The organism is Serratia sp. CY32780 (assembly GCF_052169135.1).
Taxonomy (GTDB): Bacteria; Pseudomonadota; Gammaproteobacteria; order Enterobacterales; family Enterobacteriaceae; genus Serratia; species Serratia sarumanii.
In genome coordinates, this window is record NZ_JBJNLI010000001.1 from 1,330,299 (window position 1) to 1,356,223 (window position 25,925).

Here is a 25,925-nt window from a genome sequence, read left to right on the forward strand (position 1 = left end):
ATGTTAAGCATCAAGAATTTGAAAGTCAGCGTGGAAGGCAACGAGATCCTCAAGGGATTGGATCTGGAGATCAAACCGGGCGAAGTGCACGCCATCATGGGGCCGAACGGCTCGGGCAAGAGCACGCTGTCCGCCACGCTGGCCGGGCGTGAAGAGTACGAAGTGACCGAAGGGGAAGTCACCTTCAAGGGCAAGGATCTGCTGGAGCTGGATCCGGAAGATCGCGCCGGCGAAGGCGTGTTCCTGGCCTTCCAGTACCCGGTGGAGATCCCCGGCGTCAGCAACCACTTCTTCCTGCAGACGTCGGTCAACGCGGTGCGCAAATACCGTGAGCAGGAGCCGCTGGATCGCTTTGACTTCGCCGATTTCATCGAAGAGAAAATCGCGCTGCTGGATATGCCGGCCGATCTGCTGACCCGTTCGGTCAACGTCGGCTTCTCCGGCGGCGAGAAAAAGCGCAACGACATTCTGCAGATGGCGGCGCTGGAGCCGGATCTGTGCATTCTCGATGAAACCGACTCGGGCCTGGACATCGACGCGCTGAAGATCGTCGCCAACGGCGTCAACTCGCTGCGGGACGGCAAGCGCGCGTTTATCATCGTCACCCACTATCAGCGCATTCTGGACTACATCCAGCCGGATTACGTACACGTGCTGTCCCAGGGGCGCATCGTCAAATCCGGCGATTTCTCGCTGGTGAAACAGTTGGAGGAGCAGGGCTATGGCTGGCTTACCGACCAACAGTAATTCAAACGCGCTGCAGCAGCTGTATCGCCTGTTCGAAGGCCGCGGCGGCGAGCGTTCGCCGCATGCGCTGGCGCACTGGCAGCAGGCGCTGCGCCTCGGCTGGCCAACGCGCAAGCATGAAAACTGGAAATACACGCCGCTGGAGAGCCTGCTGGAGCAGCAGTTCCTCGATCCGCAGCCCGCGCCGGTGAGCGCTGAGCAGCTGGAGGCGCTGGCGCTCGGCATCGATGCCTGTCGGCTGGTGTTTATCGACGGCCGCTACAGCGCCGCGCTGAGCGATGGCGATTTGGGCGACTACCAGTTCGAATTGACTGCCTACGGCACGCCGCAGGCGCTGCCGGAGCCGATCCAGCCGGAAATTTTCCTGCACCTGACTGAAAGCCTGGCGCAGGAAACCAGCCTGATTCGCTTGCCGGCCGGCAAGGTCCCTGCCCGCCCGCTGTACCTGCTGCATATCAGCAGCGGACGCGGCGCCACCGGGGAAGTGAACACCGTGCATCATCGTCACCATCTGGAGATCGGGCGCGGGGCCGAGGCGGAAGTGATTGAACACTACGTCAGCCTGGGCGAGGCCGCGCACTTCACCGGCGCGCGCCTGACCGCAAACGTAGCGGACAACGCCGGGCTGTTGCACTGCAAGCTGGCGTTTGAGAGCCAGCCGAGCTACCACTTTGCCCACAACGATCTGGTTATCGGCCGCGACGCGCGGGTGAAAAGCGACAGTTTCCTGCTGGGCGCCGGTCTGACGCGCCACAACACCAGCGCGCAGCTGAACGGCGAAGGCGCAAACCTGGTGATCAACAGCCTGGTGCTGCCGGTGGGCAAAGAGATCTGCGATACCCGCACCTATCTGGAGCACAACAAGGGCTATTGCGAAAGCCGCCAGCTGCATAAAACCGTGGTCAGCGATCGCGGCAAGGCGGTGTTCAACGGCATGATCAAAGTGGCCAAGCACGCGATTAAAACCGACGGCCAGATGACTAACCATAACCTGCTGTTGGGCAAGGTGGCGGAGGTGGATACCAAGCCGCAGCTGGAGATCTACGCCGACGACGTCAAATGCAGCCACGGCGCCACCGTGGGGCGCATCGATGAAGAGCAGCTGTTCTATCTGCAGTCGCGCGGCATCGACAAACACGCGGCGCAGCAGATGATCATTTTCGCCTTCGCCGCCGAGCTCACCGAAGGCATCGCCAATGACACCATCCGGGAACGGGTGCTGGCGCGTATCGCCCAGCGCCTGCCGGGGGAGGCTGAATGAGTTATCCGATTGAACGCGTGCGCGGCGATTTCCCGCTGCTGGCGCGTGAGGTGAACGGCCAACCGCTGGCCTATCTCGACAGCGCCGCCAGCGCGCAGAAACCGCAGGCGGTGATCGACCGCGAGCTGGAGTTCTACCGCCACGGTTATGCGGCGGTGCATCGCGGCATTCATACCCTGAGCGCCGAGGCGACCCAGCAGATGGAAGCGGTGCGGGAACAGGCGGCGCGCTTTATCAACGCCGCCTCGGCGGAAGAAATGGTGTTCGTCAAGGGTACCACCGAAGGCATCAATTTGGTGGCCAACAGCTTTGGCCGCCACCTGCTGCAGCCGGGCGATGCGATTCTCATCACCGAGATGGAGCACCACGCCAATATCGTGCCGTGGCAGATGCTGGCGCAGGAGCGCGGGCTGCAGCTGCGGGTGTGGCCGCTGCAGCCGGACGGTACGCTGGATCTGGCGCTGCTGCCGGAGCTGGTCGACTCGTCCTGCAAACTGCTGGCGCTGACCGAGGTCTCCAACGTGCTGGGCACCGTCAACCCGGTGCGCGACATCATCGCCCGCGCCAGAGCCCTGGCGCCGGAGCTGACGGTGCTGGTGGACGGCGCGCAGGCGGTAATGCACCAGCGCGTCGATGTTCAGGCGCTGGACTGCGATTTTTACGTATTTTCCGGCCATAAGCTGTACGGCCCTTCCGGCATCGGCATGCTGTACGGCCGCCAGGCGTTGTTACAGCAGATGCCGCCGTGGGAAGGGGGCGGCTCGATGATCCGCCAGGTCAGCCTGACGGCGGGCACCACCTTCGCCGATCCGCCGTGGCGCTTCGAGGCCGGTTCGCCGAACACCGCCGGCATCATGGGGCTGGGGGCGGCGTTCGATTACGTCGAAGCCCTGGGCCTGAATGCGATCCACGATTATGAACAGTCGCTGATGCACTATGCGCTGGAGGCGCTCAGGCAGGTGCCGACGCTGAAAGTTTATGGTCCGGCCCATCGCGCCGGGGTGATCGCCTTCAACCTGGGGGAGCACCATGCCTATGATGTCGGCAGCTTCCTCGACCAGTACGGCATCGCCATTCGCACCGGCCATCACTGCGCGATGCCGCTGATGGCGTTTTATCAGGTGCCGAGCATGTGCCGCGCTTCGCTGGCGTTATATAATACCCGCGAAGAGGTGGACCGGCTGGTGGCCGGGCTGCAACGCATTCATCAGCTATTAGGCTAGGCCGGGGCGCGTCCCCGGCGGTACAAAAGGATCCCCATGGCGAATTTGCCGGACAAAGATAAATTGGTGCGAAATTTCTCCCGCTGTTTGAACTGGGAGGAGAAATACCTGTACGTGATTGAACTCGGCGCCAAATTGCCGCCGCTGGACGAGGCCGAGCGGCAGGCCGGCAACCTGATCTCCGGCTGTCAGAGCCAGGTATGGATCGTGATGCGCCGTGATGAGCAGGGGCAGGTCGAGTTTCACGGCGACAGCGACGCGGCGATCGTCAAAGGGCTGCTGGCGGTGGTGTTTATTCTTTATCGTCAATTGACGCCACAGAAGATCGTCGATCTCGATGTGCGGCCGTTTTTCAGCGAGTTGGCGCTCAGCCAACATCTGACGCCTTCGCGTTCACAGGGGTTGGAGGCGATGATCCGCGCCATTCGCAGCAAAGCGGCGCAGCTGGCCTGACCCATAACGGCCGCACCCTCAAGGCTCATTGATACCTTCGCTTTGTCAATGAGTCTTTACAATCCGCAGTTTTCCTCCTGGCAATGCTCCCAATTCAGTGATATTTCAGCAGCTTACCTATTGACGTTTCGTTGACAATCAGCGGCGGCGATTACGTTATAACGTGTTGATTTTTAGAGGACTTATTGCCTTTGATACCAGCGTTGCTAGTATTAATCAGGTATTGTCTGATTTACCCACCGCCAGGCGCTCGTTAGCCTTGGGGGCGAACCGTCATAAAAAAATATAGGGATGATAATGAAACGTGCGTTGAGTTTAATGGGCATGGTCTTCGCCACCGTATTGGCCGGCACGCAGGCCGCCAGTGCGACCGAGTACCCGCTGCCGCCGCCGGACAGCCGTCTGATCGGTGAAAACACCACTTATACCGTGCCAAACGACGGCCGTCCGCTGGAGGCGATCGCCGCCGACTACAAGATCGGCCTGCTGGGCATGCTGGAAGCCAACCCTGGCACTGACCCGTTCCTGCCTAAGCCGGGTTCGGTGCTGACCATTCCGACCCAAATGCTGCTGCCTGACACCAAGCGTGAAGGGATCATCGTCAACCTGGCCGAGCTGCGCCTTTACTACTACCCGAAAGGCGAGAACAAAGTGATCGTCTATCCGATCGGTATCGGCCAGACCGGGATGCACACGCCGCTGGAGGTGACCTCCGTCAGCCAGAAGATCCCTAACCCGACCTGGACGCCAACCGCCAATATCCGTAAACGCTATCAGTCCCAGGGCGTGACGCTGCCAGCGGTGGTGCCGGCCGGCCCTGAGAACCCGATGGGGTTGTTCGCCCTGCGTCTGGCGATGGGGCGCGGTGAATACCTGATCCACGGCACCAACGCCAACTTCGGTATCGGCATGCGCGTCAGCTCCGGCTGCATTCGTCTGCGTCCGACGGATATCGAAGCGCTGTTCAATCAGGTGCCGCGCGGTACGCGGGTGCAGGTGATCAACGATCCGGTGAAGATTTCAGTTGAGCCGGACGGCAAACGCTATGTGGAAGTGCATCAGCCTCTGTCGCGGGTAGAAAGCGACGATCCGCAGACCATGCCGATTGCGTTGTCTAAAGCGGAGAAAGCCTTCGCTGCGGATGCTCAGACCGATCGCGCCGTGTTCGATAGCGCGGTTGTACGCCGTTCTGGCATGCCGGTGCTGGTCAACGTAGGGGAGAGCCCGTCGGCGGTGAGTTTGACGCCTGCAGCGACGCCTGAGGCGAATAAGAGCCCATTCAAGGCAGCGCCAATCAGTTCCGTGAACTAAGTTTGCAGGATTGTGTGGTCGAAGAGGGGTTCAGCGTGCTGAGCCTCTTTTTTTTGCCTGCGGTGCAGGAAAAACCAGTCCAAGGGACAGGCAAAAAAAAACGGCGCACAATGTGCGCCGTTTTCAATAACCAAAGCTATCTTACTTTTTGTAAGCGTGAGCTTGGTTGTCCAGACGCTGGTTAGCGCGTGCTGCGTCGTCTTTAGCAGCTTGAACGTCAGAACGCATTGCGTTCACGTCGTTGCTCAGCTGATCAACTTTAGCGTTCAGAGTCTGAACGTCAGAAGACAGTTGATCGATTTTAGCGTTGCTAGAGCAGCCAGCCAGCAGAGTGGAACCCAGGATTACCGCGCCCAGTACCAGTTTAGTACGATTCATTATAACACCCTCTAGATTGAGTTAATCTCCATGTAGCGTTACAAGTATTACACAAACTTTTTTCGAAAGAGAATAATTTTTTAGTGTTGAGGTGCTTTATTTTGATCGTTCGCTCAAACTTGCATCTGGTTTTACAAATTAGTTAAAAAAACGAGGGAAAACAGCCGGCTTCCATGGGACTACTCCGATTCTTTATTAGCTAAATAATGAGCGGATCGCGGTTGCGTTTTGAGAAAAATAGTTTACTGCCGATAAAAAAAACGCCGCAAAGCGGCGTTTTGATCAAGGCAATTATGTCACGTTTTATATTACAGCACGTGTACCGAGGCAGTGTTGGTGGTGCCGCTCGGCACCAGCGCGCCGGAAACCATCACCACGACGTCGCCTTTCTGTGCCAGGCCGCTGGCCAGGGCGGCTTCTTTACCGATGCGGTAGAAGTCGTCGGTAGAGGCGATTTCCTTGACCATCTGCGGGATGACGCCCTTGCTCAGCACCAGCTGGTGCGCGGTGGTTTCATTGGTGGTCAGCGCCAGGATCACCGCGTTCGGGAAGTATTTACGCACGGATTTCGCCGACTTGCCGCCGCTGGTGGCGACCACGATCAGCGGCGCGTCCAGTTTCTCGGCGGTTTCAACCGCACCCCGGCACACCGCTTCGGTGATGCGCAGCTTGCGGCGATCGTTCAGGGCGTCGATGCGGCTTGGCATCACGCGATCGGTACGCTCGCAGATGGTCGCCATGATGTTGACCGCTTCCAGCGGGTATTTGCCCTTGGCGCTCTCGCCGGACAGCATGACGGCATCGGTGCCGTCCAGGATGGCGTTGGCAACGTCGCCGGCTTCCGCGCGGGTAGGGCGCGGGTTCTTGATCATGGAATCGAGCATCTGGGTGGCGGTGATCACCACTTTACGCGCGCGGTTGCATTTCTCGATCATCATCTTCTGGGCGAAGATCACTTCTTCGACCGGGATCTCCACGCCCAAGTCGCCACGGGCAACCATGATGCCGTCGGACGCTTCGAGGATTTCGTCGAAGTTGTTCAGGCCTTCCTGGTTTTCGATCTTGGAGATGATCTGGATTTGCTCGCCGCCGTGGGCTTTCAGGTGTTCGCGGATCTCCAGCACGTCTGAGCGTTTGCGGATGAAGGACGCCGCCACGAAGTCGACGCCTTGCTCGCAGCCGAAGATCAGGTCGCGTTTGTCTTTTTCGGCCAGCGCAGGCAGCTGGATGGATACGCCCGGCAGGTTGACGCCCTTGTTCTCGCCCAGGTCGCCGTTGTTCAGCACTTTACAAACGACTTCGTTCTCGGTCACGTTGGTGACTTCCATGCCGATCAGGCCGTCGTCAACCAGCACGGTATTGCCGATCTTCAGGTCGGCGGCGAAGCCGGCGTAGGTGACCGCCACGCGTTCGCTGTTGCCGATCACGCTCTGGTCGGTGGTGAAAGTGAAGGTTTGGCCGGCGACCAGCGAGGCGTCTTTGCCGCCTTCCAGTTTCATGGTGCGAATTTCCGGGCCTTTGGTATCCAGCAGGATGCCGGCGTTGATGCCGGTTTTCGCCATCACAGCGCGCATGTTCTTGATGCGGTTGCCGTGCTCTTCATAGTCGCCGTGAGAGAAGTTGAGACGCATCACGTTCATGCCCGCATTGAGCAGGTTGGTCAGCATTTCTTCCGATTCGGTTTTTGGACCGATGGTACAAACAATTTTGGTCTTTTTCATGGCGGAGTTTTCTACAAGTTGTGATGGATAAAAAAACGAATTTGACCGGCGCGGTTTACGCCGGTAGGGAATTTGGGCCGTGCCTGGTGGTGAAAAACATAGTTAAGGATAGGTGACGACAGTTGAAGTGGGGCGGAAAAATTCAGCCCGCGCGGGGGCGCGGGGATGCTGCGCAACGGGGTAAGATCACATCGTGTTGTTATTGCGTTTTCGCAGATCAAGGGCTGAAACCATTCAACTGATAGACGTTGCGCATTATAAAGGCTAAGCGGCGGGAAACAAAATAAAAAACCGCGGCGGTGCGGCGGATATAGCAAAACGGGGCCAAATGTGGCGCAAATGCAACGCGTTGTGGGCCGTTTGTTGCGCAAATAACCTTTCTGTAAATATGGCTTACCGCGGTAGGGGGATTTCCAGCAGCACGCCGGCGCTCAGGCAGAAGCAGCCGCTGGCGACGTTGGCCGGCAATATCAGGCTCTCACCGGCCCGCACCACTCGCGTATCGCCGCCGAGAGTGAACTCGAATTCACCGGATATCACTCGGGTTTGCAGCGCGTGCGGGGGCTTTTGCAACTGGCCGAAGGCGCCGGCTTCGAAACGCACTTCCGCCGCCGGCGAACCGTCGCTCATCACGCCTTCACGGCGGGCAAGGCCATTGTTGAGCGGTAAAAAGGCGGTTTTGGCGGTAAAAGTGGTCATGTGGCGTTCCTGATGACGGTAGCACGGCGCGATCGACATAACGGGCAGGCGGTCGGGCAGAGACGAAATAACGGGAAGTATAACGCGACAGGGGGAGGTGAATCAGCAATATGGTGCGTCCGAGTGGACTCGAACCACCGACCCCCACCATGTCAAGGTGGTGCTCTAACCAACTGAGCTACGGACGCACTGCGCTGCTTCTGAAATTTGGTGCGTCCGAGTGGACTCGAACCACCGACCCCCACCATGTCAAGGTGGTGCTCTAACCAACTGAGCTACGGACGCACTGTACTGCTTCAGGAATTTGGTGCGTCCGAGTGGACTCGAACCACCGACCCCCACCATGTCAAGGTGGTGCTCTAACCAACTGAGCTACGGACGCATCTTTTCCTGCCTGTCATGGCTGACAGCGGGGACGAATATTAACGAGCTACCCGCGTGCTGGCAAGGGGAAAAGCGCAATTTTATTTGGTATTTCACGCGATTGCTGAGGTTGTGCGCAGTCCGGCGTTTTTTTCCGCAAACCGCAGCCCGGCCGGGGATGAAACCGGCCGGGCTGCGGATTCAGCGCGTGGATCGCTGCAGGATGACGGTGGTCGGCTGTTTCTGCAGCCAGCGCATGCGCAGCGCCATCATGATGGCGGCGAAGGTCAGGCCGATGATAAAGCCGATCCAGAAACCGCTCGGCCCCATCGCCGGCACCACCGCGTCGGTTAACGCCAGCAGATAGCCGCTCGGCAGGCCCAACACCCAATAAGCAATGAAGGTGATGAAGAAGATCGCGCGGGTATCTTTATAACCACGCAGCACGCCGCTGCCGATCACCTGGACAGAATCCGAGATCTGGTACAGCGCCGCCAGCAGCATCAGCTGCGAGGCCATCGCCACCACCGCCGGGCTGTCGTTGTACAGCAGGGCGATCGGTTCGCGGAAGGCGGCGGTAAACAGCGCGGTGCAGACGGCCATGGTGATGCCGACGCCGATGGCGGAGTAAGCGGCGACGCGCGCGCCTTCGACCGAGCCTTCCCCCAGACGATAACCGACGCGGATGGTGGCGCCGACGCCCAGCGACAGCGGCAGTACGAACATCAGCGCGCTGAAGTTAAGCGCGATCTGGTGGCCGGCGACCGCGACGATCCCCAGTGGCGACACCAGCAGCGCCACCACGGCGAACAGCGTGACTTCGAAGAACAGCGCCAGCGCTACCGGCATGCCGATGCCGATCAGGCGCTTCAGCGCCGCCCAGTCCGGGCCGCCGAGATCGCCGGTTTGGCGTTTGATGTCGCGCTGCGACGGCGCGCGCTTCACGTAGCCGCGCATCATCAGGAACATGATCCAGTAGACGCTGCCGGTGGCGACGCCGCAGCCGACGCCGCCCAGCTCCGGCATGCCGAATTTGCCGTAGATGAAGATGTAGTTGATCGGGATATTCACCAGCAGGCCGAGGAAGCCGATCACCATGCCGGGCTTGGTTTTGGACAGCCCCTCGCACTGGTTGCGCATCACCTGGAAGAACAGGTAACCCGGCGCCCCCCACATGATGGCGTGCAGATAACCGACGGCTTTATCCGCCAGCTGCGGATCGATGTTGTGCATCATGTCGATGACGAACTTGCAGTTATACAGCACGACGATCAGCAGCACGGACACGCCGGAAGCCAGCCAAAAACCCTGGCGCACCTGGTGAGCGATGCGATCGCGACGCCCGGCGCCGTTGAGCTGGGCGATAACCGGGGTCAGCGCCAGCAGCAGGCCGTGGCCGAACAGGATGGCCGGCAGCCAGATTGAAGTGCCGACCGCAACCGCCGCCATGTCTGTGGCGCTGTAAGCGCCGGCCATGATGGTATCCACCACGCCCATGGCGGTTTGCGATATTTGCGCGATGATGACCGGGATAGCGAGAGCCAATAAACTACGCGCTTCAATTAAGTACTTCTGCACGCATACACCTTTTCTATTTATATATGTGGGAGGGAGGGCTGCCGCGAGAGGACAACAATTAAAATAGCGGAATTTTGTCAAAAAGATTGTACCTGCTCGGCGTCGTTAAGCAAACGCCGCAGATAAATAGTTATTAAATGCGCAGCCATTCGTTTTTTGCCGTCGCGGATTTGGTTTTCAGCGCCAACTGGGGCAAACTGCCGATAGCGTTTTAACCTATTTAGTAAAAGAGGCACATATGTTCACCGGTATCGTACAAGGCACCGCGCCGCTGGTCGCCATTGATGAGAAACCCAATTTCCGCACCCACGTGATCGAAATGCCTGCCGAGCTGCTGCCGGGGCTGGAGCTGGGCGCGTCGGTGGCCCATAACGGCTGCTGCCTGACCGTCACCGCGGTGGAAGGCAACCGCGTCAGCTTCGATTTGATTAAGGAAACGCTGCGCCTGACCAACCTCGGCGATCTGGCGCTGGGCGACATCGTCAATATCGAGCGCGCGGCGAAGTTCAATGACGAAATTGGCGGCCATTTGATGTCCGGCCATATTATCTGCACGGCGGAAGTGGCCAAGATTTATACCTCGGAAAATAACCGGCAGGTATGGCTGCGCATGCCGAATGCCGAATTGATGAAATATGTGCTGCACAAAGGCTTCATCGGCATCGACGGCATTAGCCTGACCATCGGCGAAGTGGTGAATAACCGTTTCTGCGTGCACCTGATCCCGGAAACGCTGGATCGCACCACGCTGGGTAAGAAACGCCTGGGTGACAAGGTGAACATCGAGATCGATCCGCAAACGCAGGCGGTGGTGGACACCGTCGAGCGCGTGCTGGCCAATCGGGAAGCGGCGCTGGCGGCGGCGATGGCGCCGGCGCACAAAGACTGACAGCGATTCGGGCGTTGCCGCCGGAATCGAATCATAAGCAGAGAGGAGAAACGCGTGAAGTTTTATGGGAAAACGTTGTTGTTAACCGCGTTGCTGGCGCTGAGCGCCTGCAGCAGTTCGCCTGAGCAGGGCGCGAGCGCGCAAATGGCCGATGCGGATGATACCTGCGGCGCTTCGCAGTATCAAAACTTCGTCGGCAAACCGATGACCTCGCTGGAAGGCGTGCGGATCGACGCCAAGGTGCGCGCCATTCCGTACAACTCTGCCGTCACCATGGATTTCAACCTGCGCCGCCTGAACTTCCTTGGCGACAGCGACGATAAAATCATCCGCGTCTACTGCGGCTAAGCCGTACGCGTCGAACGAGCAAAAAAAGGCCCCGGCGATATTGCTGCCGGGGCCTTTTTTGTCGGGCAAGCGCTTAGCGGGCGACGCGGATGCCGCCTTCAACGCCTTTCGGGCTGAACACCACCTGCCACAGCTGCAGATCGCGCGCCCGGAACGCGCCGGCGCAGGCGTTCAGGTAATAGCTGAACATCCGCTCGAAGCGTTCGGAATAGCGCGGTGCAAGCTGCGGCCACGCCTGTTTGAAGCGCTCGAACCAGGCCATCAGCGTGCGATCGTAGTCGGCGCCGATGTTGTGCCAGTCTTCCATCACGAAATGGCCTTCGCTGGCTTCGGCGATATGGCTCACTGAAGGCAGGCAGCCGTTCGGGAAAATGTACTTGTTGATCCACGGATCGACGTTCATGTCGGTTTTGTTGGAGCCGATAGTGTGCAGCAGGAAGAGACCGTGCGGCGCCAGATTGCGTTCTACCACATTGAAATAGGTGCGGTAGTTTTTCGGCCCGACGTGCTCGAACATGCCGACCGAGACGATGCGATCGAACTGCTGATGCAGATCGCGGTAATCCTGCAGCAGGATCTGCACATCCAGCCCGGCGCAGCGCGCCTGAGCCAGCTTCTGCTGTTCTGCGGAGATGGTCACGCCGACCACCGATACGCCGTAATTTTTCGCCGCATAGGCGGAGAGGCCGCCCCAGCCGCAGCCGATGTCCAGCAAGCGCATGCCCGGTTGCAGCTGCAGTTTCTCGCAGATCATCCGCAGCTTGGCTTCCTGTGCCTCCTCCAGCGTGGTGGCGTCTTTCCAGTAGCCGCAGGAATATTGCATGTAAGGATCGAGCATCAGGGTAAACAGATCGTTGCCGAGATCGTAATGTTCTTTGCCGACGATCCAGGCGCGCTTTTTCGATTGCAGATTGGTCAGGCGCGCGGCGGCGATACGCAGGGTATCTTTCAGGTGGTGGGGGAGTTTCTTCTCCAGCCCGGCGCTGACCACGCGCTGGAAGAACATATCCAGCCGCTCGCATTCCCACCAGCCGTCCATATAGCTTTCGCCCAGGCCCAGCGAACCTTGCTGCAAGACGCGTTTAAAGAAATCGGGGTTTTTAACCTGAATATCGAAGGGGCGCGAACCGTTGATTTCAATGCCGGCCAGGCCGAGCATTTCGTGCGCGATACGGTACCACTGATTGTCCTGGATGCTCAGATCTTCTATACACGATGAACTCATAGCTTCTCCATCACCTTCTTCTGACTGATGACCCGTTAGGAAACAGCTTAGACAATTTCTGCGGGTGCATACGTTTACCGGCGGAAAATAGACCCGCGGCGTCTGATATCCGACTATGAACAGAGGAAATTTAAAGAAGCGACCCGGCGCGAACGGCGCGGGATAAACGCATCCTTAAAAAAAGAGTGTGACGCAAAGCGCGTACACAAGCGCTAATTGAGATATAGAGATTATAAGGTGTTACTTTACAAGGTTGTTTTTGAGTATAGGCGTGCCGAGGCGTTGACTCAACTGTAAATCGCACTCGGCACGCATATTCTTTAAGTGATTATTAAACTTGGCAATTATGACGCTGAGTTAGCATGTTCCCGCTGCGGCTTTTGCTGCGCATCGGCCGCTTTTCCACGCTGCAGGAAATACCCCAGCGCGGCCAGGATTACCGTAGACACCATCACCGTCACCGTCGCCAACAGCGGCTGGGCAATAAATGCCGACACCAGCATGCTCGCCACAAAGCACAGCCCCAACTGCAGCGTATTTTGCAGCGCGGCGGCCTTGCCGCTGCTTTCCGGGAACGGCATCAGCGCATTCGCCACCATGATCGGATAGCCGGCGCCGTTGACCAGCGCCATCACGCAGAATGGGATCAGCAGCGTGGTGAGCGTCGGATCGGTCAGGGTGGCCACCAGATACAGCGCCACCATGCTGACACCATAAGCTACCAGCAGCCACGGCAGCAGGGTTTTGCCGTTGATGCGCTTGAGCGCGGCGCGGCAGCCGTAGCCACCCAGCAGGAAGGCCAGCGTTTGCGGCACGTAGCTCAGGCCGATATCGCTCGGGCTGTAGCCCATGTCACCGAGGATGAACGGCGAGCCGGTCAGCCAGGCGAAGAAGCCGGCCGAGCAGGCGGCGTACATGGCGACGTTGCCGCTGAACACCGGGGATCTCAACAGTTGCCAGAAGCTGACGCTGTTTTTTGGCGCATCGGCGCTGGGTTGCGTTTTGGCGCGCTCTTTGAGCAGCAGCGTCGGCAGCAGCAGCAGCGCGGTGATGGCCAACAGCGCGGCGAAGATCGCGCGCCAGCTGGCGTGGTTCAGCAACCAGGCGCCGAGCAGCGGCGCCAGCGCCGGCGACAGCGCTACCAGCGGCATAATGGTGGCGAACACGCGGTTGGCCTGGCCTTCGCGGTAACGGTCAACCACCAGCGCTTGCCAGATGGCGGCGGCGGCGCAGACGCCGACGGCCTGAATAAAGCGCAGGATCCAGAGCTGCACGGCGTTTTCCACCCACAGCATGCCCAGGCAGCCGAGGGCGAACAGCGTCAGCCCGATCAATAATACCGGTTTGCGGCCCAGACGGTCGGAGAGCGGCCCCCACAGCAGCTGCGCAAAGGCGAAGCCGGCCAGGAAGATGCTCAGGCTGGCGCTCACCGCGCCGGCGGAAATTTGCAGTTCCTCCCGCATGGCGCCGAAGGCGGGCAGATACATATCGGTCGCCAGATAACCCAGCATGCTCAGGCCGGCGAGGTAGAACATAAAGCCAAAGGAATTTCGCATGGTATTTCTCGTTAATATTTTAATGTCGCAGGTTTTTAGCGCCGGCCAGTGTATCCGGCTGGATCTCTGCTTGTGAAACGGTAATATTTGCAAAGTGCTGTTAAAAAAATTGAAGGCAAGGCGATGTGGTCTGAATATTCTCTTGAAGTGGTCGATGCGGTGGCGCGCACCGGCAGTTTCAGCGCGGCGGCGCAGGAGCTGCACCGGGTGCCGTCGGCGGTCAGCTATACCGTACGGCAGCTGGAGCAATGGCTGGCGGTGCCGCTGTTTGAGCGGCGTCATCGCGATGTGGAGTTGACGCCCGCCGGTGCGCTGTTTATCAAAGATGCGCGAGTTGTTATCAAAAAAATGCTCGACACCCGCCGCCACTGTCAGCAGGTGGCCAACGGATGGCGCGGCCAGCTGAATATCGCGGTCGACATCATCGTCAAACCGCAGCGCAGCCGCCAACTGGTGCTGGATTTCTACCGTCATTTCCCCGACGTCGAATTGATGCTGCAACCCGAAGTGTTCAACGGCGTGTGGGATGCCTTGGTGGACGGCAGGGCGGACATGGCGATCGGCGCCACGCGCGCGGTGCCGGTCGGCGGCGGCTTCGCCTTCCGCGACATGGGTTATATGAACTGGCTGTGCGTGGTGAGCCCGCAACATCCTCTCGCGCAGTTGACGGGGCCGCTGAATGACGATCAGCTGCGGCCGTACCCTTCGCTTTGCCTGGAGGACACCTCGCGCAATCTGCCCAAGCGCGTCACCTGGACGCTGGATAACCAGCGGCGGCTGGTGGTGCCGGACTGGACTTCGGCGCTCGACTGTCTGTGCGCCGGGCTGTGCGTCGGCATGATGCCGGCGCATCGGGCGCTGCCGCGGGTGCAGCGCGGTGAGCTGACCGCGTTGCAGCTGCAGCAGCCGTTTCCCGCCAGCCCTTGCTGCCTGACCTGGCAGCAGGATAAACCGTCACCGGCGATGAGCTGGCTGCTGGCGTATCTGGGCGATGGGGAGACGCTGAATCAGGAGTGGCTGAGCGAGGTGGAACCGGAAGCCGCGCAGGCTTCCGGCGCGGGGGATTAGCGGCGGTAGTCGATGAACGGGCCGTCGGCGACCGAGCGGCGTTCGATCAGCTTCGGATGCACTTCGATCACCTGCGACTCTTCGCGTTTACTGATAATGCGATCCAGCAGCATGGTGAAAGCCATTTCGCCCAGACGCTCTTTCGGCTGGTGAATGGTGGTCAGCGCCGGGGTGAAGTAGCGAGCGTTGCGCACGTTGTCATAGCCGATCACGGAAATATCCTGCGGCACCCGCAGCCCCAGCTCGTCGGCCGCGCAGATGGCGCCCATCGCCATGATATCGCCGCCGCAGAATACCGCGGTCGGCCGCTGTTTTTGCGACAGGATTTGGTGCATCGCCTTGTAGCCGGACTCCGGCTCGAAGTCACCCTGGACGATCCACTCTTCGCGAATGTCGATATGCGCTTCCTGCAGCGCCTTCATAAAGCCCTGGTGACGGCCGCCGCCGGTGTTGCGCGACAGCTGGCCCGGAATGGCGCCGATATCGCGGTGGCCGCGCTCGATCAGGTAACGGCCGGCCAGATAGCCGCCTTCGAACGCGTTATCGATGATGGTGTCGGTGAAGTCGCCGCGCGCGGCGCCCCAGTCCATTACCACCATCGGGATGTTGCGGTAATCTTCCAGCATGCCCAGCAGCTGATCCGGGTACTCGGAGCACATGACCAGCAGGCCGTCGACGCGCTTTTGCGCCAGCATCGCCAGGTAGGCGCGCTGCTTGTCCAGATTGTTGTGCGAGTTGCACAGGATCAGGGTGTAGCCTTTGCTGTAGCAGCTGTTTTCCACCGCCTCGATCACTTCGGCAAAGTAGGGCGCTTCGCTCGAGGTGGCCAGCAGGCCGATCGACTTGGTGTGATTGACTTTCAGGCTGCGCGCCACGGCGCTCGGCGAGTAGTGCAGCTCTTTGATGGCGGCCCACACGGCCGCTTTGGTCTCTTCGGCGACGAAACGAGTCTTATTGATGACGTGCGAAACGGTGGTGGTGGAAACGCCCGCGCGTTTGGCCACATCTTTAATCGTTGCCATGTAAGGAATGACTCCTGAACTCACATGTTTACAGCATGTAAGTGTGATGTTAATCGTTTGCCTACGTAGATCCTTCTCCAGAGAAGCGAAAACTGAGTTTTTAGTGTGTTGAAGTCTTCAGCGCTTAATCAGGAGGGGCATGGATGCCGGTACGCAGTTGTGAACTGCGAATTTTGTCGCATATTGAACAAAAGTGGAAGAGGTAATCGAGATTATAAACCGGGAAATGATAACAAGATTTTATCGGCGAACTGTGGGAAAATGATTTGACGTACTAATTGTGCGCCTTTTATCCTTAGGAAAGCCCATTTTAAAGGAGTTGTCATGGATACCGAATTGAAGATGTCGCTGTTCACCACCGTCTGCGCGTTGGCGGTCATTATCGCTTTCAGCTTCGTTGCCGCGTTGAACTGATTTACCCCCGGTTATAAAAAAGGCGCAGCCTGGCTGCGCCTCATCACCTCAGAACCTGCGCTTACGCCAGGTTTTCCGCTGCGAAGGTCCAGTTGACCAACGCCCAGAAGTTTTCCAGGTATTTTGGACGCGCATTGCGGTAATCGATGTAATACGCGTGTTCCCACACGTCAACGGTCAGCAGCGGTTTGTCTTCACCGGTCAGCGGGGTGGCCGCGTTGGAGGTGTTGACGATCGCCAGCGCGCCGTCCGGTTTTTTCACCAGCCAGGTCCAACCGGCGCCGAAGTTTTTCACTGCGGCATCGGTAAACTGCTCTTTGAACGCAGCGAAAGAGCCGAAGGATTTGACGATCGCCGCCGCCAGTTCGCCCTGCGGTTCACCGCCGCCCTGTGGCGACAGGCAGTGCCAGTAGAAGGTGTGGTTCCACACCTGCGCGGCGTTGTTGAAGACGCCGCCGTTTGAGGTCTTGATGATCTCTTCGAGCGATTTGCCTTCGAACTCGCTGCCTTTCACCAGGTTGTTCAGGTTAACCACGTAGGTGTTGTGGTGTTTGCCGTAGTGGTATTCCAGGGTCTCGGCGGAGATGTGCGGCTCGAGCGCGTTTTTCTCATACGGTAATGCAGGTAATTCAAACGACATTGCTTCCTCCTTTACAGCGCCACTCTTTTTCCGCCGGAGCGGGAGCCGAATGGGCCGTTTTTTATTGTGGTCTTTCAATCTTAACAATTTTCATCATAAAAAACAGGAAGAAAAGCGAGAAATGCGCGTGAGGCGGTGTGAGGGGCGATAGCTTGAGCAGGCGGTTGCGACCGGTGCCGCAACCGCGCAGAGCAGGGAATTAACGAATGGTTTTCGGCGTTACTACGCGGCGCGCGCCGATGTAGTGGTTTTGCCAATAGTCGTTGTCGAGCTGGCTGATGCGGATCTCTTCGCCGGTGCGCGGCGACTGGATGAATTTGCCGTTGCCGAGATAAACGCCGACATGATCCGCCACGCCGCGGTTGTTGATGCGGAAGAACACCAGATCGCCACTTTCCAGTTCGCTTTTCTTGATCGGCGCCGCGTCGCGCAGGTGGTACATCTCGTTGGCGGTGCGCGGCATCTTGATTTTTACCACGTCTTTATAGGCGTAATAGATAAGGCCGCTGCAGTCGAAACCGGTGCGCGGCGAGCTGCCGCCCCAGCGGTAAGGTTTGCCCATCTGGCCCATCAGCTTGGCCATCGCGGTCTGTTTGGCATGCTGATAGCGTTTTTTGTGCGCCGGGCTGAGTTTTAACGGTTTTTCATCACGCGCCAGCTTGGCGGTGGCCATACCGGCTTCGCGGTGGCGGCCGTAGCCTTTTTTGTAGCCCTTTTTCGGCGGGGTGACTTTAATCTTGGCGGTTTTCTGCGCTTTGGCCTTGGGTTTGGCGCTGGCGATCTTTTTCGCGCTTTTCTCGCTTTTCGCCTTGGCGGTCTTGGTTTTTTTCGCGGGGGCCGTCACTTTGGCTTTTTTAGCGGTTTTGTCCGCTTTCTTTTTTCTGCGGTCATCGGGCCGCGCTTCATTAGCATGGCTTTTACGCTGCTCGGCGGCAACACGCGCCTGTGGCGCAGCGTGCGCCAAATTGAAGAAGAGCTGCGTAAACAGCAGCGCAAAGAGCGTAAGAATTAAACGCATGTCGACGTCACCAACCTTGGCCCCGAAACGGATATCGAAAGAGTCACAGTATTCCCGAATTTCGCCATATAAAACAGCGAAGAACTCATAAATAATAATCCATATTGTGAGAAAACGTTAATGACATTTTTTTTGGTTCAAAATCAGCCCGTTGGTGTATGAAAAAGCGCCGGCGGGGGCTATGAATATAATTAATCCGCGCCGTCAGCGCCGCGCAATATATTAGTGAAATGGTCGGATTAAAAATGTTATTCTCAACGTATGTTTTGACCGGAATGACGTGGCCGGTGAAACGCGATCGGCGGCGGGCGAATATCCTTGCAAAAGATGGCGTTTTCTTGCGACTGTTCCAGCCGCTACAATAGCCCGCGTGATGCATGTTGTAGCCATGAAATGTGGCTTGAGGAAGCAATAAATGACGACGACACTTGAAAAAATTCAGCACCAGATCGCTGAAAACCCGATTCTGCTGTACATGAAAGGTTCGCCAAAGCTGCCGAGCTGCGGCTTCTCCGCACAGGCTGTGCAAGCGCTGTCCGCCTGCGGCGAGCGTTTCGCTTACGTGGACATTCTGCAGAACCCGGACATCCGCGCCGAGCTGCCAAAATACGCCAACTGGCCGACGTTCCCGCAGCTGTGGGTAGACGGTGAGCTGGTCGGCGGTTGCGATATCATTATCGAAATGTATCAGCGCGGCGAACTGCAGCAGCTGATCAAAGAAACGGCAGAAAAGTATAAAGCGCAGGAAGACCAGCAGTCTTAATCGACGGGCTTGCGGTTATCGCGTAACGGGCGGCGCCAGTGCAAACTGGGCCGCCTTTTTTGTTGGGCTTATTCGGCAAGATCGCCGGCGGGCAGCGGCCAACCGCCGAGACGTTTCCAGCGGTTAACCAGCTCGCAAAACAGCAGGGCGGTTTGCTCGGTGTCGTACAGCGCAGAGTGCGCCTGGCTGCTGTCGAACGGCATACCGGCCGCGATACAGGCCTTCGCCAACACCGTTTGGCCCAGCACCAGGCCGCTCAGCGCGGCGGTGTCGAAGGTAGCGAACGGATGGAACGGGTTGCGCTTCAGGCCGGCGCGTTCGGCCGCGGCCATCAGGAAGCTGTGATCGAAGTTGGCGTTGTGCGCCACGATAATGGCCCGGTTGCAACCGCGCTCCTTGAGCCCTTTGCGCACCGCTTTGAAAATAGCGTGCAGCGCGTCATATTCGCTGACCGCGCCGCGCAGCGGGTTGTGCGGATCGATGCCGTTAAACGCCAGCGCTTCCGGCTGCAGGTTGGCGCCCTCGAAAGGCTCCACGTGGAAGTGCAGGGTTTCGTCCCGCTGCAGCCAGCCGTCCTCATCCATTTTCAGCGTGACGGCGGCGATCTCCAGCAGCGCATCGGTATTGGCGTTAAAGCCGGCGGTTTCAACATCTATTACTACGGGATAAAACCCACGAAAACGACCACTCAGGGCGTTAAGATCACTTTTTTCGGCCATCAGTTTCTTATCTTCATCGAATGCAGCGCGCATTATGGCAAATTTTGCGCCCGGTTGCAGGCGCTATCGCGCGGAGAATCAGCAGGGCGCAGCGCGCCCTGAGGGGGAGGCTTAGTGGCCGAGGCCCTGACCGGCGTGTTTGTTTTCGATCAGCTCGATTTTGTAACCGTCCGGATCCTCGACGAAGGCGATGACGGTGGTGCCGCCTTTCACCGGGCCGGCTTCGCGGGTGACCTTGCCGCCTGCGCGGCGGATGCTGTCGCAGGTGGCGGCAACGTCGTCCACGCCCAGCGCCAGGTGGCCGAAGGCGGTGCCCATGTCGTAGCTGTCGGTGCCCCAGTTATAGGTCAGTTCGATAACCGCGCCTTCGCTCTCTTCCGTATAGCCGACGAAAGCCAGCGAGTATTTGTACTCGGGGTTTTCGCTGGTGCGCAGCAGGCGCATGCCTAATACCTTGGTGTAGAAGTCGATGGCGCGTTGCAGGTCACCGACGCGGATCATGGTATGGAGTAAGCGCATAATTCCTCTGAATTGGCTGTGCCGTGGCAGACGGCGGGTGGATTGAAGCACAAGCGAGTATAGCCTTGTCCCGCAAGGGAATTCAACGTGACGAGTGAGTGACGATGTCACGTATTAGTTTTCCGTCAACGCTGTCTAAATATTGATCGAGCGTACCGATCGATACAGAGTAATTGATCTGCACAATCAATTATCTATTCCAGCGGCAATCGTGTAAAAATTGAACGGCAATATAGAGAACAACACCAGGGAACACCGGCCCGCCTCGTGCGGGCCTTTTTGCGCGCGGCGCACAAAAAAACGGCCATGCGATTGCGTGGCCGTTGGGGTCAGGAAGGGTTACTTCGCCAGAAACGGATAGTCGGTATAGCCTTCGGCGCCGCCGCCGTAGAAGGTTTCCGGCTTAGGTTCGTTCAGCGGAGCGTGCTGACGGAAACGCTCTACCAGATCCGGGTTGGCGATGTAGCTGCGGCCGAAGGCCACCGCGTCGATGAAGCCTTTTTCGATCAACGCTTCGGCTTTCTCGGCGGTGTAGGCGCCGGCGCCGACGATCACCCCGTTAAAGTGGGCGCGCACCGAGTCGCGGAAGGCGTCGGAATACGGTTTGCCGCCGGCCCAGTCCGGTTCGGAGATGTGCAGGTAAGCGATGTTGCGCTTATTCAGCTCTTCCACCAGATACAGCGCCGCTTCTTCCTGATCTTCACCGTTGTCCAGCCCGTTGAACGGCCCCAGCGGCGAGATGCGGATGCCGATGTGCTCGGAACCCCATTCGGCGATGGTGGCGTCGACCACTTCCAGCGTCAGGCGAGTGCGATTCTCGATGCTGCCGCCGTATTGATCGGTACGTTGGTTGGAGGCCGGTGACATGAATTGATGCAGCAAATAGCCGTGCGCCGCATGCAATTCGATGAAGTCGAAGCCGGCTTCCCGCGCGTTGGCGGTCGCCTGGCGGAAATCGTTGACGATGCCCGGGATCTCGCTGGTTTCGAGCGCACGCGGCGTGGAGGTCGGCACGCGCACCCAGGCGCCGGTTTCATCACGCACGGTGGTGCGGGTTTCGGCGTTGATTGCCGAAGGGGCGACCGGTGCTTGCCCGCCCGGCTGCAGGCTGGCGTGGGAGATGCGGCCTACGTGCCACAGCTGCACGGCAATATGGCCGTTGTCGTCATGCACTGCCTGCGTGATGTTTTTCCATGCGGCGATCTGCTCCGGCGTATGCAACCCCGGCGCGCCGGCGTAGCCTTTCGCCTGGAAGGAAACCTGGGTCGCTTCGGTCACGATCAGGCCGGCGCTGGCGCGCTGTGCATAATATTCCGCCATCAGCGGCGTAGGAATGTCGCCCGGCTCGATGCTGCGCAAACGCGTCAGCGGAGCCATAAACACGCGGTTGGGCAGGGTGATGGCGCCAACCTTCAGCGGAGAGAGCAATTTTTCAGTCTTCATAGTGCATCCTGTATTTAATAGACCGGTCGTCTAGTAATGGGCGATAAAAAACCACGAACTGCATTTTCAATAAAAAGAAATTGTTACCGTTACGCTTGCGGCGGGCGCAGCAGCAACTCGATGCTTTCCAGCGCGCTGGTCAGCGGCGCCAGCGAGTGGCGGATCTTGGCGCGCAGCGAGGCACCGAGCCACAGTGAATACAGCGTTTCTGCGGTCGCCGCGGGGCTCATGGCCACCGACAGCGAGCCCTCGGCGATACCGCGCTCGATGGCCTCCTGCAGGTGGCCGATCACGCGAGCGGTGCCCGTTTCCAGCGCATGACGCATCGGTTCCGACAGATCGCTCACCTCGGCGGAAAGCTTCACCGCCAGGCAGGCGTTGTGGCATTCGCTGCGGCAGTGGTAGCTGATAGCCTGAGCGTAATAGCCGAGCAGCTGGTGGCGGGCATCGCCGCGTCTGTCGGCAAACAGCGCCTGCATTTCTGCATCATAATGGGCGAAATAGCGTTGCAGCATCGCTTCGCCGAAGGCTTCCTTCGAGCGAAAATAGTGGTAGAACGAGCCTTTCGGCACGCCCGCGGTGGCCAGCAGTTCACTCAGCCCCATGCCGGTAAAGCCCAGGCGCAGGCTGAGGGTTTCGCCGGTGGCGAGCAGATGTTCACGTGTGTCCACGTTGCAATGCGTTGATTTGGTCATCATGGTGCCGAGCATAATAGACCGATTGGTCTAGGTCAATGGGAATAAAAAAACCGGCGCACAAAACGCCGGTTGTCTGCAAACTATTGTGCCCCAGCGGCACGCAGAAGTTAAGCCATTACGCCGCGTTGCGGCAAGGCTGCAGGATATCCAGCCGGGATTGATATTCGCGGGTCTGTACGTTCAGCATGCCCAACAGGGTGTGGAACAGGTTGTCCTGCGACACGTCGTCCTTTTCCGCCAGTGCGTTCAGGCACTGGCGATCGACGCCGAAATTGCGCTGATAGTCGGCCGACATCCACATCAGGAAAGGCACGTGCGTCTGCTGGCTCGGCGCGAAGACATAGGGCGTGCCGTGTAGATACATGCCGTTTTCCCCCAGCGATTCGCCGTGATCGGACAAATAGACCAGCGCGGTATTGAACCGGTCGTCATACTGCCGCAGCAGCTTGATGGTGGCATCGAGCATCGCGTCGGTATACAGGATGGAGTTGTCATAGGTGTTCACCAGCTGTTCATGGCTGCAATCCTGGATCTGATTGCTGTTGCAGGTCGGCGAAAACGCCTGGAATTCTGGCGTGCTGCGGCGGTAGTAAGCCGGGCCGTGGCTGCCCATCTGGTGCAGCACGATCACGCCGTCGTCTTTCAGGCTATTGATGTAGTTGTTCAGCTTATACAGCAGCACGTTATCCATGCAAACCTCGCCGCCGCAGTCCTGCGGCAGTTTCAGCTTGGTCATGTCGATGTGCGGCACCCGGTCGCAGGCGCCTTTACAGCCGCCGTCGTTATCGCGCCACAGCACGCTGACGCCGGCATGCGCCAGCACGTCGAGCATCCCCTCCTGGTGCGCCGCCTGAGTCGCGTCGTACTCCTTGCGCGGCATGTTGGAGAACATGCAGGGCAAGGAGATCGCCGTTTCGGTGCCGCAGGAACTGGCGTTCTTGAAGTAGACCACGTCATCCTGCTTCAGGCGCGGGTTGGTTTCGCGTTGATAGCCCCCGAGAGAGAAATTTTCGGCGCGGGCGGTTTCGCCCACCACCAGGATCACCAGCGTTTTCTTGGCCTGCCCGGCGATCAGCGGCCCTTTGCGCGCGTCCTCGCCGATCTTGACCAGCGGCAGATTGCGGGTGAAGTAACGCTGTTCGGTAAACTTGATGGTGCCGGCGACGAAGTTGGAAGGGGTCAACATCTTCACCACGCTTTTATTGTTGCGGATCAGCGAAGCATAGTCTTTGTAGAACAGCGCGGCGACGATCAGGATCACCGCCAGCGACAGCATGACGTTGGCGGCGCGCAGTCCAACCATATACCACCAGGGGCGAGTCTGGCGAATCTGGGTGAAGCAGACCGCTACCGCCGGCAGAATGCCAAGCAGCGCCAGCCACAATCCCATGCGCGGCGTCAGCAGCGCCGTCGCCTCCTGAGGGTTGGTTTCGAAGGCGTTTTGCATCATGTTGCCGTCGATCACCACACCATAGCTGAACATGAAATAGTTGGCTGCGGCGCTGCCGAGCAAGAAAAAGATGATCAGCGGCTTGCGCAGGTAGGGCACGGTCAACACGCTGAAGATGATATTCAGCGCACAGAAGATCACCACCGGCATGCTGGCAGCGAAAATCACGCTGTGGACGCTATCGAAGGTGATATACGACCAGGCGCGATGCAGGAATAACGCGTTTTGAAACAGAGTGAAGAACAGGGCGGTGGCGAGGGTAAAACCGAGGCTGTTGCACCGTAAGCGTTGACGTAACCACATTGCCGAATCGGGATCCTGAAAGTAGATAATGCTTTGAAATCTACCGGATGAAACTTAAGGAAACCTTAGAAACTCAGAATATTGGCGGCGGAGCCTGCGCGGAAAACGCCAGGCCGGGCGGCCTGGCGGTGGGGCGGTTTAGTAGGCGGCGGTGAATTGCGCGCGAATAAACTGAGGCTTTTCAATTTCATCAACGATAGCGACCGCCAGGTCTTCTACCGAAATGCTGGCCGGCGCTTCGCCGTTCATCAGCAGTTGCGTGGTGCCGAGGCGGAACTGGCCGGTGCGTTTGCCCGGCTCCAGCAGGGCGGCCGGCGAGAGATAGGTCCAGTCGAGCGCCGATTCATTGCGCAGTTTGTTGCGCAGATCGCGCACCGCCTGCGCGCCGGGGCGGATATTTTCCGGGAACTGCGGCGTATCCACCAGTTCAACGCCGGGCGCCACTTCCAGGCTGCCGGCGCCGCCGACCACCAGCAGGCGCTTGACGCCGGCCTGTTCGACCGCGGTGAGGATCTGTTGGGTACCTCGGGTGGTTTTCTCATACAGGTTGTCTTCGCCCCAGCCGGGGTTGTAGGCGCTGATCGCCGCATCCTGACCGCGCAATTGCCCCGCCAGCCAGGCGGTATCGGCAACGTCGCCCAGCGCGACGGTCAGGTTGGCGTGCTCCGGCAAATCTTTTTTCTGGCGGGCGATTGCCGTCACCTGAATACCGCGAGCCAGCGCTTCATCCACCACGCGGCGGCCAACAAAACCGGTTGCTCCAATAATGGCTACTTTCATCTGCATGCTCCTTCGGGGATAGGTTCAGTATCGTGACGCAGGCCGATGTGCCTGCTGCGTGGTGTTTACTCTAGTCCTTAACAATAGCCGTGATTAGTGCCATATTCATGCTTTCTTGATTAAGTAAAACTTCATAATCGTGGATAAACTCAATCGAATGGCGGTATTCGCCACCGTGGTGGCGGAGGGATCGCTGGCCGGCGCGGCGCGGCGGCTGGGCATGACGCCGTCGGCGGTCAGCCAGCACATGCGCTCGCTGGAGAAGGCGCTTGGGGTGCCGTTGCTGCATCGCTCCACCCGCCGTCTGGCGCTGACCGAGGCCGGGGCGGCGTTTTACCCCGGCTGCGAGGCGATGCTGCAACAGGCGCAGCAGGCGGAGCAGCGGCTGGCGGAATTGCGGGATACGCTGGTGGGCGAGCTGCGCATCGCCACCCCGGTCGGCATCGGCGGCCGATCGCTTGCGGAGGCGCTGGCGCCGCTGTTGCAGGCGCACCCCAAGCTGACGCTGCGGGTGCTGGCGGACGATCGCATCGTCGATATGATAGAGCAGCGGGTCGACATCGCGCTGCGGGCCAACCGTCAACTGGCGGACGCCAATATGATCGCGCATCCGCTGACGGCGTGGCCGATGGTGCTGTGCGCCGCGCCGCGTTATCTCAGCCAGCATGGAGTGCCGGAAAAGCCGCAGGATTTGGTGCAGCACCGCTGGATCTCCAGCGGCTACAGCGGGGCCCATCTGGACTTGCTGCACCAGTCCGGCCAGCAGGTTAAGCTGCGGCTGGCGGAAGGGCAGATCGTCAGCGAGAGCATGAACGTGATGCGCGCCTTTACCCGCGCCGGGCTGGGCATTTCCGTTCAGCCGCTGTATGAAATTGGCGACGAGCTTCAGCGCGGCGAGCTGTTGCTGCTGTTGCCTGAGTGGCGGCCGGCGCCGCTGCGGCTGCATGCGCTGACGCTCGAGCGCAACGCGCCGGAGAAAAGCCGCCAGGCGCTGCGCTATTTGCGCGACTATTTTCGCCGCAATGGCGAAAAGGGACTTGCCAGCGGCGGCGATGGCGTCTTCAATTAGCAAGAGAACGCAGGAGGAGCCCCGTGGCGCAGCAGCTTGAGTTTTTCGACATTCCCAGCCCGTGTCGCGGCATTTGCCAGGCCGACGATCGCGGATTCTGCCGTGGCTGCCTGCGCAGCCGCGAGGAGCGTTTTGGCTGGATGAACATGAGCGACGCGCAAAAGCGCGAGGTGCTGCGCCTGTGCCGTCAGCGCTTCCTGCGCCTGCAGCGCGCCAATAAAGCGCCCGACGAGCCGCTGCCGGAGCAGCCGTCGCTGTTTTAACCTT

Annotated in this window: 27 protein-coding genes and 3 tRNA genes; 12 read left to right on the forward strand and 18 right to left on the reverse strand. The window is 59.2% G+C overall.

Annotated elements, in window-relative coordinates; all coding sequences use genetic code 11:
* The 5 genes from sufC (at position 1) to ACJ8HH_RS06565 (ending at position 4,995) form a co-directional block, all read left to right on the forward strand.
* The gene (gene sufC, locus ACJ8HH_RS06545; protein ID WP_016927936.1) at positions 1 to 747 is read left to right on the forward strand and encodes a Fe-S cluster assembly ATPase SufC; all 747 of its coding nucleotides are present in this window, start codon (positions 1 to 3) and stop codon (positions 745 to 747) included.
* On the forward strand, positions 722 to 2,008 hold the full coding sequence (gene sufD, locus ACJ8HH_RS06550) for a Fe-S cluster assembly protein SufD (RefSeq protein ID WP_033638361.1): 1,287 nt from the start codon (positions 722 to 724) through the stop codon (positions 2,006 to 2,008). The genes sufC and sufD overlap by 26 nt, the downstream gene beginning before the upstream one ends.
* Positions 2,005 to 3,231: a cysteine desulfurase SufS gene (sufS, locus tag ACJ8HH_RS06555; protein WP_039566382.1), complete on the forward strand. Its 1,227-nt coding sequence runs from the start codon at positions 2,005 to 2,007 to the stop codon at positions 3,229 to 3,231. The genes sufD and sufS overlap by 4 nt, the downstream gene beginning before the upstream one ends.
* 36 nt (positions 3,232 to 3,267) lie before the next feature.
* A complete protein-coding gene (gene sufE, locus ACJ8HH_RS06560) occupies positions 3,268 to 3,684 on the forward strand; it encodes a cysteine desulfuration protein SufE (protein ID WP_197766191.1) in 417 nt (138 codons plus the stop codon).
* Positions 3,685 to 3,981: 297 nt separating this feature from the next.
* On the forward strand, positions 3,982 to 4,995 hold the full coding sequence (locus ACJ8HH_RS06565; protein ID WP_033638364.1) for a L,D-transpeptidase family protein: 1,014 nt from the start codon (positions 3,982 to 3,984) through the stop codon (positions 4,993 to 4,995).
* Positions 4,996 to 5,136: 141 nt separating this feature from the next.
* Here ACJ8HH_RS06565 and ACJ8HH_RS06570 read toward each other — a convergent pair whose 3' ends face one another.
* From ACJ8HH_RS06570 to ACJ8HH_RS06600, 7 genes are all read right to left on the reverse strand, one after another.
* Positions 5,137 to 5,373: a major outer membrane lipoprotein gene (locus ACJ8HH_RS06570; protein WP_004931354.1), complete on the reverse strand. Its 237-nt coding sequence runs from the start codon at positions 5,371 to 5,373 to the stop codon at positions 5,137 to 5,139.
* Positions 5,374 to 5,681: 308 nt separating this feature from the next.
* On the reverse strand, positions 5,682 to 7,094 hold the full coding sequence (gene pykF / locus ACJ8HH_RS06575) for a pyruvate kinase PykF (RefSeq protein ID WP_033638367.1): 1,413 nt from the start codon (positions 7,092 to 7,094) through the stop codon (positions 5,682 to 5,684).
* Positions 7,095 to 7,487: 393 nt separating this feature from the next.
* Entirely contained in the window at positions 7,488 to 7,793 is a 306-nt protein-coding gene (locus ACJ8HH_RS06580) for a cupin (RefSeq protein WP_077039016.1), read from the reverse strand.
* Positions 7,794 to 7,904: 111 nt separating this feature from the next.
* Positions 7,905 to 7,981 (reverse strand) — tRNA-Val (locus ACJ8HH_RS06585).
* Positions 7,982 to 8,001: 20 nt separating this feature from the next.
* Positions 8,002 to 8,078: transfer RNA gene (locus tag ACJ8HH_RS06590), tRNA-Val, on the reverse strand.
* Between the two features lie 20 nt (positions 8,079 to 8,098).
* A tRNA-Val gene (locus ACJ8HH_RS06595) sits at positions 8,099 to 8,175 on the reverse strand.
* Between the two features lie 182 nt (positions 8,176 to 8,357).
* On the reverse strand, positions 8,358 to 9,734 hold the full coding sequence (locus ACJ8HH_RS06600; RefSeq protein WP_033638369.1) for an MATE family efflux transporter: 1,377 nt from the start codon (positions 9,732 to 9,734) through the stop codon (positions 8,358 to 8,360).
* 238 nt (positions 9,735 to 9,972) lie between these two features.
* Between ACJ8HH_RS06600 and ACJ8HH_RS06605 the strand changes: the two genes are divergently transcribed.
* Positions 9,973 to 10,623, forward strand: a complete 651-nt coding sequence (locus ACJ8HH_RS06605; protein WP_033638371.1) for a riboflavin synthase — start codon at positions 9,973 to 9,975, stop codon at positions 10,621 to 10,623.
* Between the two features lie 54 nt (positions 10,624 to 10,677).
* Positions 10,678 to 10,971, forward strand: coding sequence for an I78 family peptidase inhibitor (locus ACJ8HH_RS06610; protein ID WP_033648175.1), 294 nt, complete (start codon positions 10,678 to 10,680; stop codon positions 10,969 to 10,971).
* Positions 10,972 to 11,044: 73 nt separating this feature from the next.
* Here ACJ8HH_RS06610 and cfa read toward each other — a convergent pair whose 3' ends face one another.
* Positions 11,045 to 12,196, reverse strand: a complete 1,152-nt coding sequence (gene cfa / locus ACJ8HH_RS06615; protein ID WP_033638372.1) for a cyclopropane fatty acyl phospholipid synthase — start codon at positions 12,194 to 12,196, stop codon at positions 11,045 to 11,047.
* A 344-nt stretch (positions 12,197 to 12,540) separates the two neighbouring features.
* Complete coding sequence (gene punC, locus ACJ8HH_RS06620; RefSeq protein ID WP_060428189.1) at positions 12,541 to 13,752, reverse strand: purine nucleoside transporter PunC; 1,212 nt, start codon at positions 13,750 to 13,752, stop codon at positions 12,541 to 12,543.
* 123 nt (positions 13,753 to 13,875) lie between these two features.
* Here punC and punR point away from each other — a divergent pair, with 123 nt between their 5' ends.
* Positions 13,876 to 14,820: a DNA-binding transcriptional activator PunR gene (gene punR, locus ACJ8HH_RS06625; protein ID WP_047567756.1), complete on the forward strand. Its 945-nt coding sequence runs from the start codon at positions 13,876 to 13,878 to the stop codon at positions 14,818 to 14,820.
* Here punR and purR read toward each other — a convergent pair.
* Positions 14,817 to 15,842 (reverse strand): HTH-type transcriptional repressor PurR, encoded by a 1,026-nt coding sequence (gene purR / locus ACJ8HH_RS06630; protein WP_033638375.1) that lies wholly within the window; start codon positions 15,840 to 15,842, stop codon positions 14,817 to 14,819. The genes punR and purR overlap by 4 nt on opposite strands.
* Before the next feature lie 324 nt (positions 15,843 to 16,166).
* On the opposite strand from purR, the gene cydH reads away from it, so the two are divergent.
* Positions 16,167 to 16,256, forward strand: coding sequence for a cytochrome bd-I oxidase subunit CydH (cydH, locus tag ACJ8HH_RS06635; RefSeq protein ID WP_019455989.1), 90 nt, complete (start codon positions 16,167 to 16,169; stop codon positions 16,254 to 16,256).
* Positions 16,257 to 16,317: 61 nt separating this feature from the next.
* Here cydH and sodB read toward each other — a convergent pair whose 3' ends face one another.
* Both sodB and ACJ8HH_RS06645 read right to left on the reverse strand, forming a co-directional pair.
* Positions 16,318 to 16,896: a superoxide dismutase [Fe] gene (gene sodB / locus ACJ8HH_RS06640; protein WP_004931333.1), complete on the reverse strand. Its 579-nt coding sequence runs from the start codon at positions 16,894 to 16,896 to the stop codon at positions 16,318 to 16,320.
* A gap of 199 nt (positions 16,897 to 17,095) precedes the next feature.
* Positions 17,096 to 17,914, reverse strand: a complete 819-nt coding sequence (locus ACJ8HH_RS06645) for a C40 family peptidase (RefSeq protein ID WP_033638376.1) — start codon at positions 17,912 to 17,914, stop codon at positions 17,096 to 17,098.
* 415 nt (positions 17,915 to 18,329) lie between these two features.
* On the opposite strand from ACJ8HH_RS06645, the gene ACJ8HH_RS06650 reads away from it, so the two are divergent.
* Positions 18,330 to 18,677 (forward strand): Grx4 family monothiol glutaredoxin, encoded by a 348-nt coding sequence (locus tag ACJ8HH_RS06650; protein ID WP_004931329.1) that lies wholly within the window; start codon positions 18,330 to 18,332, stop codon positions 18,675 to 18,677.
* A 68-nt stretch (positions 18,678 to 18,745) separates the two neighbouring features.
* Here the strand turns inward: ACJ8HH_RS06650 and rnt are convergent, their stop codons facing one another.
* The 6 genes from rnt to ACJ8HH_RS06680 all read right to left on the reverse strand — a co-directional run bounded on the left by rnt (position 18,746) and on the right by ACJ8HH_RS06680 (position 24,589).
* The gene (gene rnt / locus ACJ8HH_RS06655; protein WP_142590437.1) at positions 18,746 to 19,429 is read right to left on the reverse strand and encodes a ribonuclease T; all 684 of its coding nucleotides are present in this window, start codon (positions 19,427 to 19,429) and stop codon (positions 18,746 to 18,748) included.
* Positions 19,430 to 19,507: 78 nt separating this feature from the next.
* A complete protein-coding gene (gloA, locus tag ACJ8HH_RS06660; RefSeq protein ID WP_004931325.1) occupies positions 19,508 to 19,915 on the reverse strand; it encodes a lactoylglutathione lyase in 408 nt (135 codons plus the stop codon).
* 339 nt (positions 19,916 to 20,254) lie between these two features.
* On the reverse strand, positions 20,255 to 21,358 hold the full coding sequence (locus ACJ8HH_RS06665) for an N-ethylmaleimide reductase (protein ID WP_197766192.1): 1,104 nt from the start codon (positions 21,356 to 21,358) through the stop codon (positions 20,255 to 20,257).
* 89 nt (positions 21,359 to 21,447) lie between these two features.
* Positions 21,448 to 22,068: a TetR/AcrR family transcriptional regulator gene (locus tag ACJ8HH_RS06670; RefSeq protein ID WP_033654775.1), complete on the reverse strand. Its 621-nt coding sequence runs from the start codon at positions 22,066 to 22,068 to the stop codon at positions 21,448 to 21,450.
* 103 nt (positions 22,069 to 22,171) lie between these two features.
* On the reverse strand, positions 22,172 to 23,809 hold the full coding sequence (gene eptA, locus ACJ8HH_RS06675; RefSeq protein ID WP_197760852.1) for a phosphoethanolamine transferase EptA: 1,638 nt from the start codon (positions 23,807 to 23,809) through the stop codon (positions 22,172 to 22,174).
* Positions 23,810 to 23,947: 138 nt separating this feature from the next.
* On the reverse strand, positions 23,948 to 24,589 hold the full coding sequence (locus ACJ8HH_RS06680; RefSeq protein WP_060428187.1) for an NAD(P)-dependent oxidoreductase: 642 nt from the start codon (positions 24,587 to 24,589) through the stop codon (positions 23,948 to 23,950).
* Positions 24,590 to 24,728: 139 nt separating this feature from the next.
* Here ACJ8HH_RS06680 and ACJ8HH_RS06685 point away from each other — a divergent pair, with 139 nt between their 5' ends.
* Together ACJ8HH_RS06685 and ACJ8HH_RS06690 are read left to right on the forward strand one after the other, a co-directional pair.
* Entirely contained in the window at positions 24,729 to 25,658 is a 930-nt protein-coding gene (locus ACJ8HH_RS06685; RefSeq protein ID WP_195903455.1) for a LysR substrate-binding domain-containing protein, read from the forward strand.
* A 23-nt stretch (positions 25,659 to 25,681) separates the two neighbouring features.
* The gene (locus tag ACJ8HH_RS06690) at positions 25,682 to 25,921 is read left to right on the forward strand and encodes a DUF1289 domain-containing protein (RefSeq protein WP_015377731.1); all 240 of its coding nucleotides are present in this window, start codon (positions 25,682 to 25,684) and stop codon (positions 25,919 to 25,921) included.
* The last annotated feature ends 4 nt before the right edge of the window (positions 25,922 to 25,925 follow it).

Excerpts from the sequence above, each read along its gene's own strand:
- ACJ8HH_RS06680 (WP_060428187.1), bottom strand. The coding sequence starts at position 24,589 with ATGAAAGTAGCCATTATTGGAGCAACCGGTTTTGTTGGCCGCCGCGTG.
- ACJ8HH_RS06665 (WP_197766192.1), bottom strand. The coding sequence starts at position 21,358 with ATGAAGACTGAAAAATTGCTCTCTCCGCTGAAGGTTGGCGCCATCACC.
- sufD (WP_033638361.1), top strand. The coding sequence starts at position 722 with ATGGCTGGCTTACCGACCAACAGTAATTCAAACGCGCTGCAGCAGCTG.
- cydH (WP_019455989.1), top strand. The coding sequence starts at position 16,167 with ATGGATACCGAATTGAAGATGTCGCTGTTCACCACCGTCTGCGCGTTG.
- rnt (WP_142590437.1), bottom strand. The coding sequence starts at position 19,429 with ATGCGCGCTGCATTCGATGAAGATAAGAAACTGATGGCCGAAAAAAGT.
- ACJ8HH_RS06580 (WP_077039016.1), bottom strand. The coding sequence starts at position 7,793 with ATGACCACTTTTACCGCCAAAACCGCCTTTTTACCGCTCAACAATGGC.
- punC (WP_060428189.1), bottom strand. The coding sequence starts at position 13,752 with ATGCGAAATTCCTTTGGCTTTATGTTCTACCTCGCCGGCCTGAGCATG.
- purR (WP_033638375.1), bottom strand. The coding sequence starts at position 15,842 with ATGGCAACGATTAAAGATGTGGCCAAACGCGCGGGCGTTTCCACCACC.
- ACJ8HH_RS06645 (WP_033638376.1), bottom strand. The coding sequence starts at position 17,914 with ATGCGTTTAATTCTTACGCTCTTTGCGCTGCTGTTTACGCAGCTCTTC.
- eptA (WP_197760852.1), bottom strand. The coding sequence starts at position 23,809 with ATGTGGTTACGTCAACGCTTACGGTGCAACAGCCTCGGTTTTACCCTC.
- cfa (WP_033638372.1), bottom strand. The coding sequence starts at position 12,196 with ATGAGTTCATCGTGTATAGAAGATCTGAGCATCCAGGACAATCAGTGG.
- sodB (WP_004931333.1), bottom strand. The coding sequence starts at position 16,896 with ATGTCGTTTGAATTACCTGCATTACCGTATGAGAAAAACGCGCTCGAG.
- sufC (WP_016927936.1), top strand. The coding sequence starts at position 1 with ATGTTAAGCATCAAGAATTTGAAAGTCAGCGTGGAAGGCAACGAGATC.
- pykF (WP_033638367.1), bottom strand. The coding sequence starts at position 7,094 with ATGAAAAAGACCAAAATTGTTTGTACCATCGGTCCAAAAACCGAATCG.
- sufS (WP_039566382.1), top strand. The coding sequence starts at position 2,005 with ATGAGTTATCCGATTGAACGCGTGCGCGGCGATTTCCCGCTGCTGGCG.
- ACJ8HH_RS06570 (WP_004931354.1), bottom strand. The coding sequence starts at position 5,373 with ATGAATCGTACTAAACTGGTACTGGGCGCGGTAATCCTGGGTTCCACT.
- ACJ8HH_RS06670 (WP_033654775.1), bottom strand. The coding sequence starts at position 22,068 with ATGCTCGGCACCATGATGACCAAATCAACGCATTGCAACGTGGACACA.
- ACJ8HH_RS06650 (WP_004931329.1), top strand. The coding sequence starts at position 18,330 with ATGACGACGACACTTGAAAAAATTCAGCACCAGATCGCTGAAAACCCG.
- punR (WP_047567756.1), top strand. The coding sequence starts at position 13,876 with ATGTGGTCTGAATATTCTCTTGAAGTGGTCGATGCGGTGGCGCGCACC.
- sufE (WP_197766191.1), top strand. The coding sequence starts at position 3,268 with ATGGCGAATTTGCCGGACAAAGATAAATTGGTGCGAAATTTCTCCCGC.
- gloA (WP_004931325.1), bottom strand. The coding sequence starts at position 19,915 with ATGCGCTTACTCCATACCATGATCCGCGTCGGTGACCTGCAACGCGCC.
- ACJ8HH_RS06565 (WP_033638364.1), top strand. The coding sequence starts at position 3,982 with ATGAAACGTGCGTTGAGTTTAATGGGCATGGTCTTCGCCACCGTATTG.
- ACJ8HH_RS06605 (WP_033638371.1), top strand. The coding sequence starts at position 9,973 with ATGTTCACCGGTATCGTACAAGGCACCGCGCCGCTGGTCGCCATTGAT.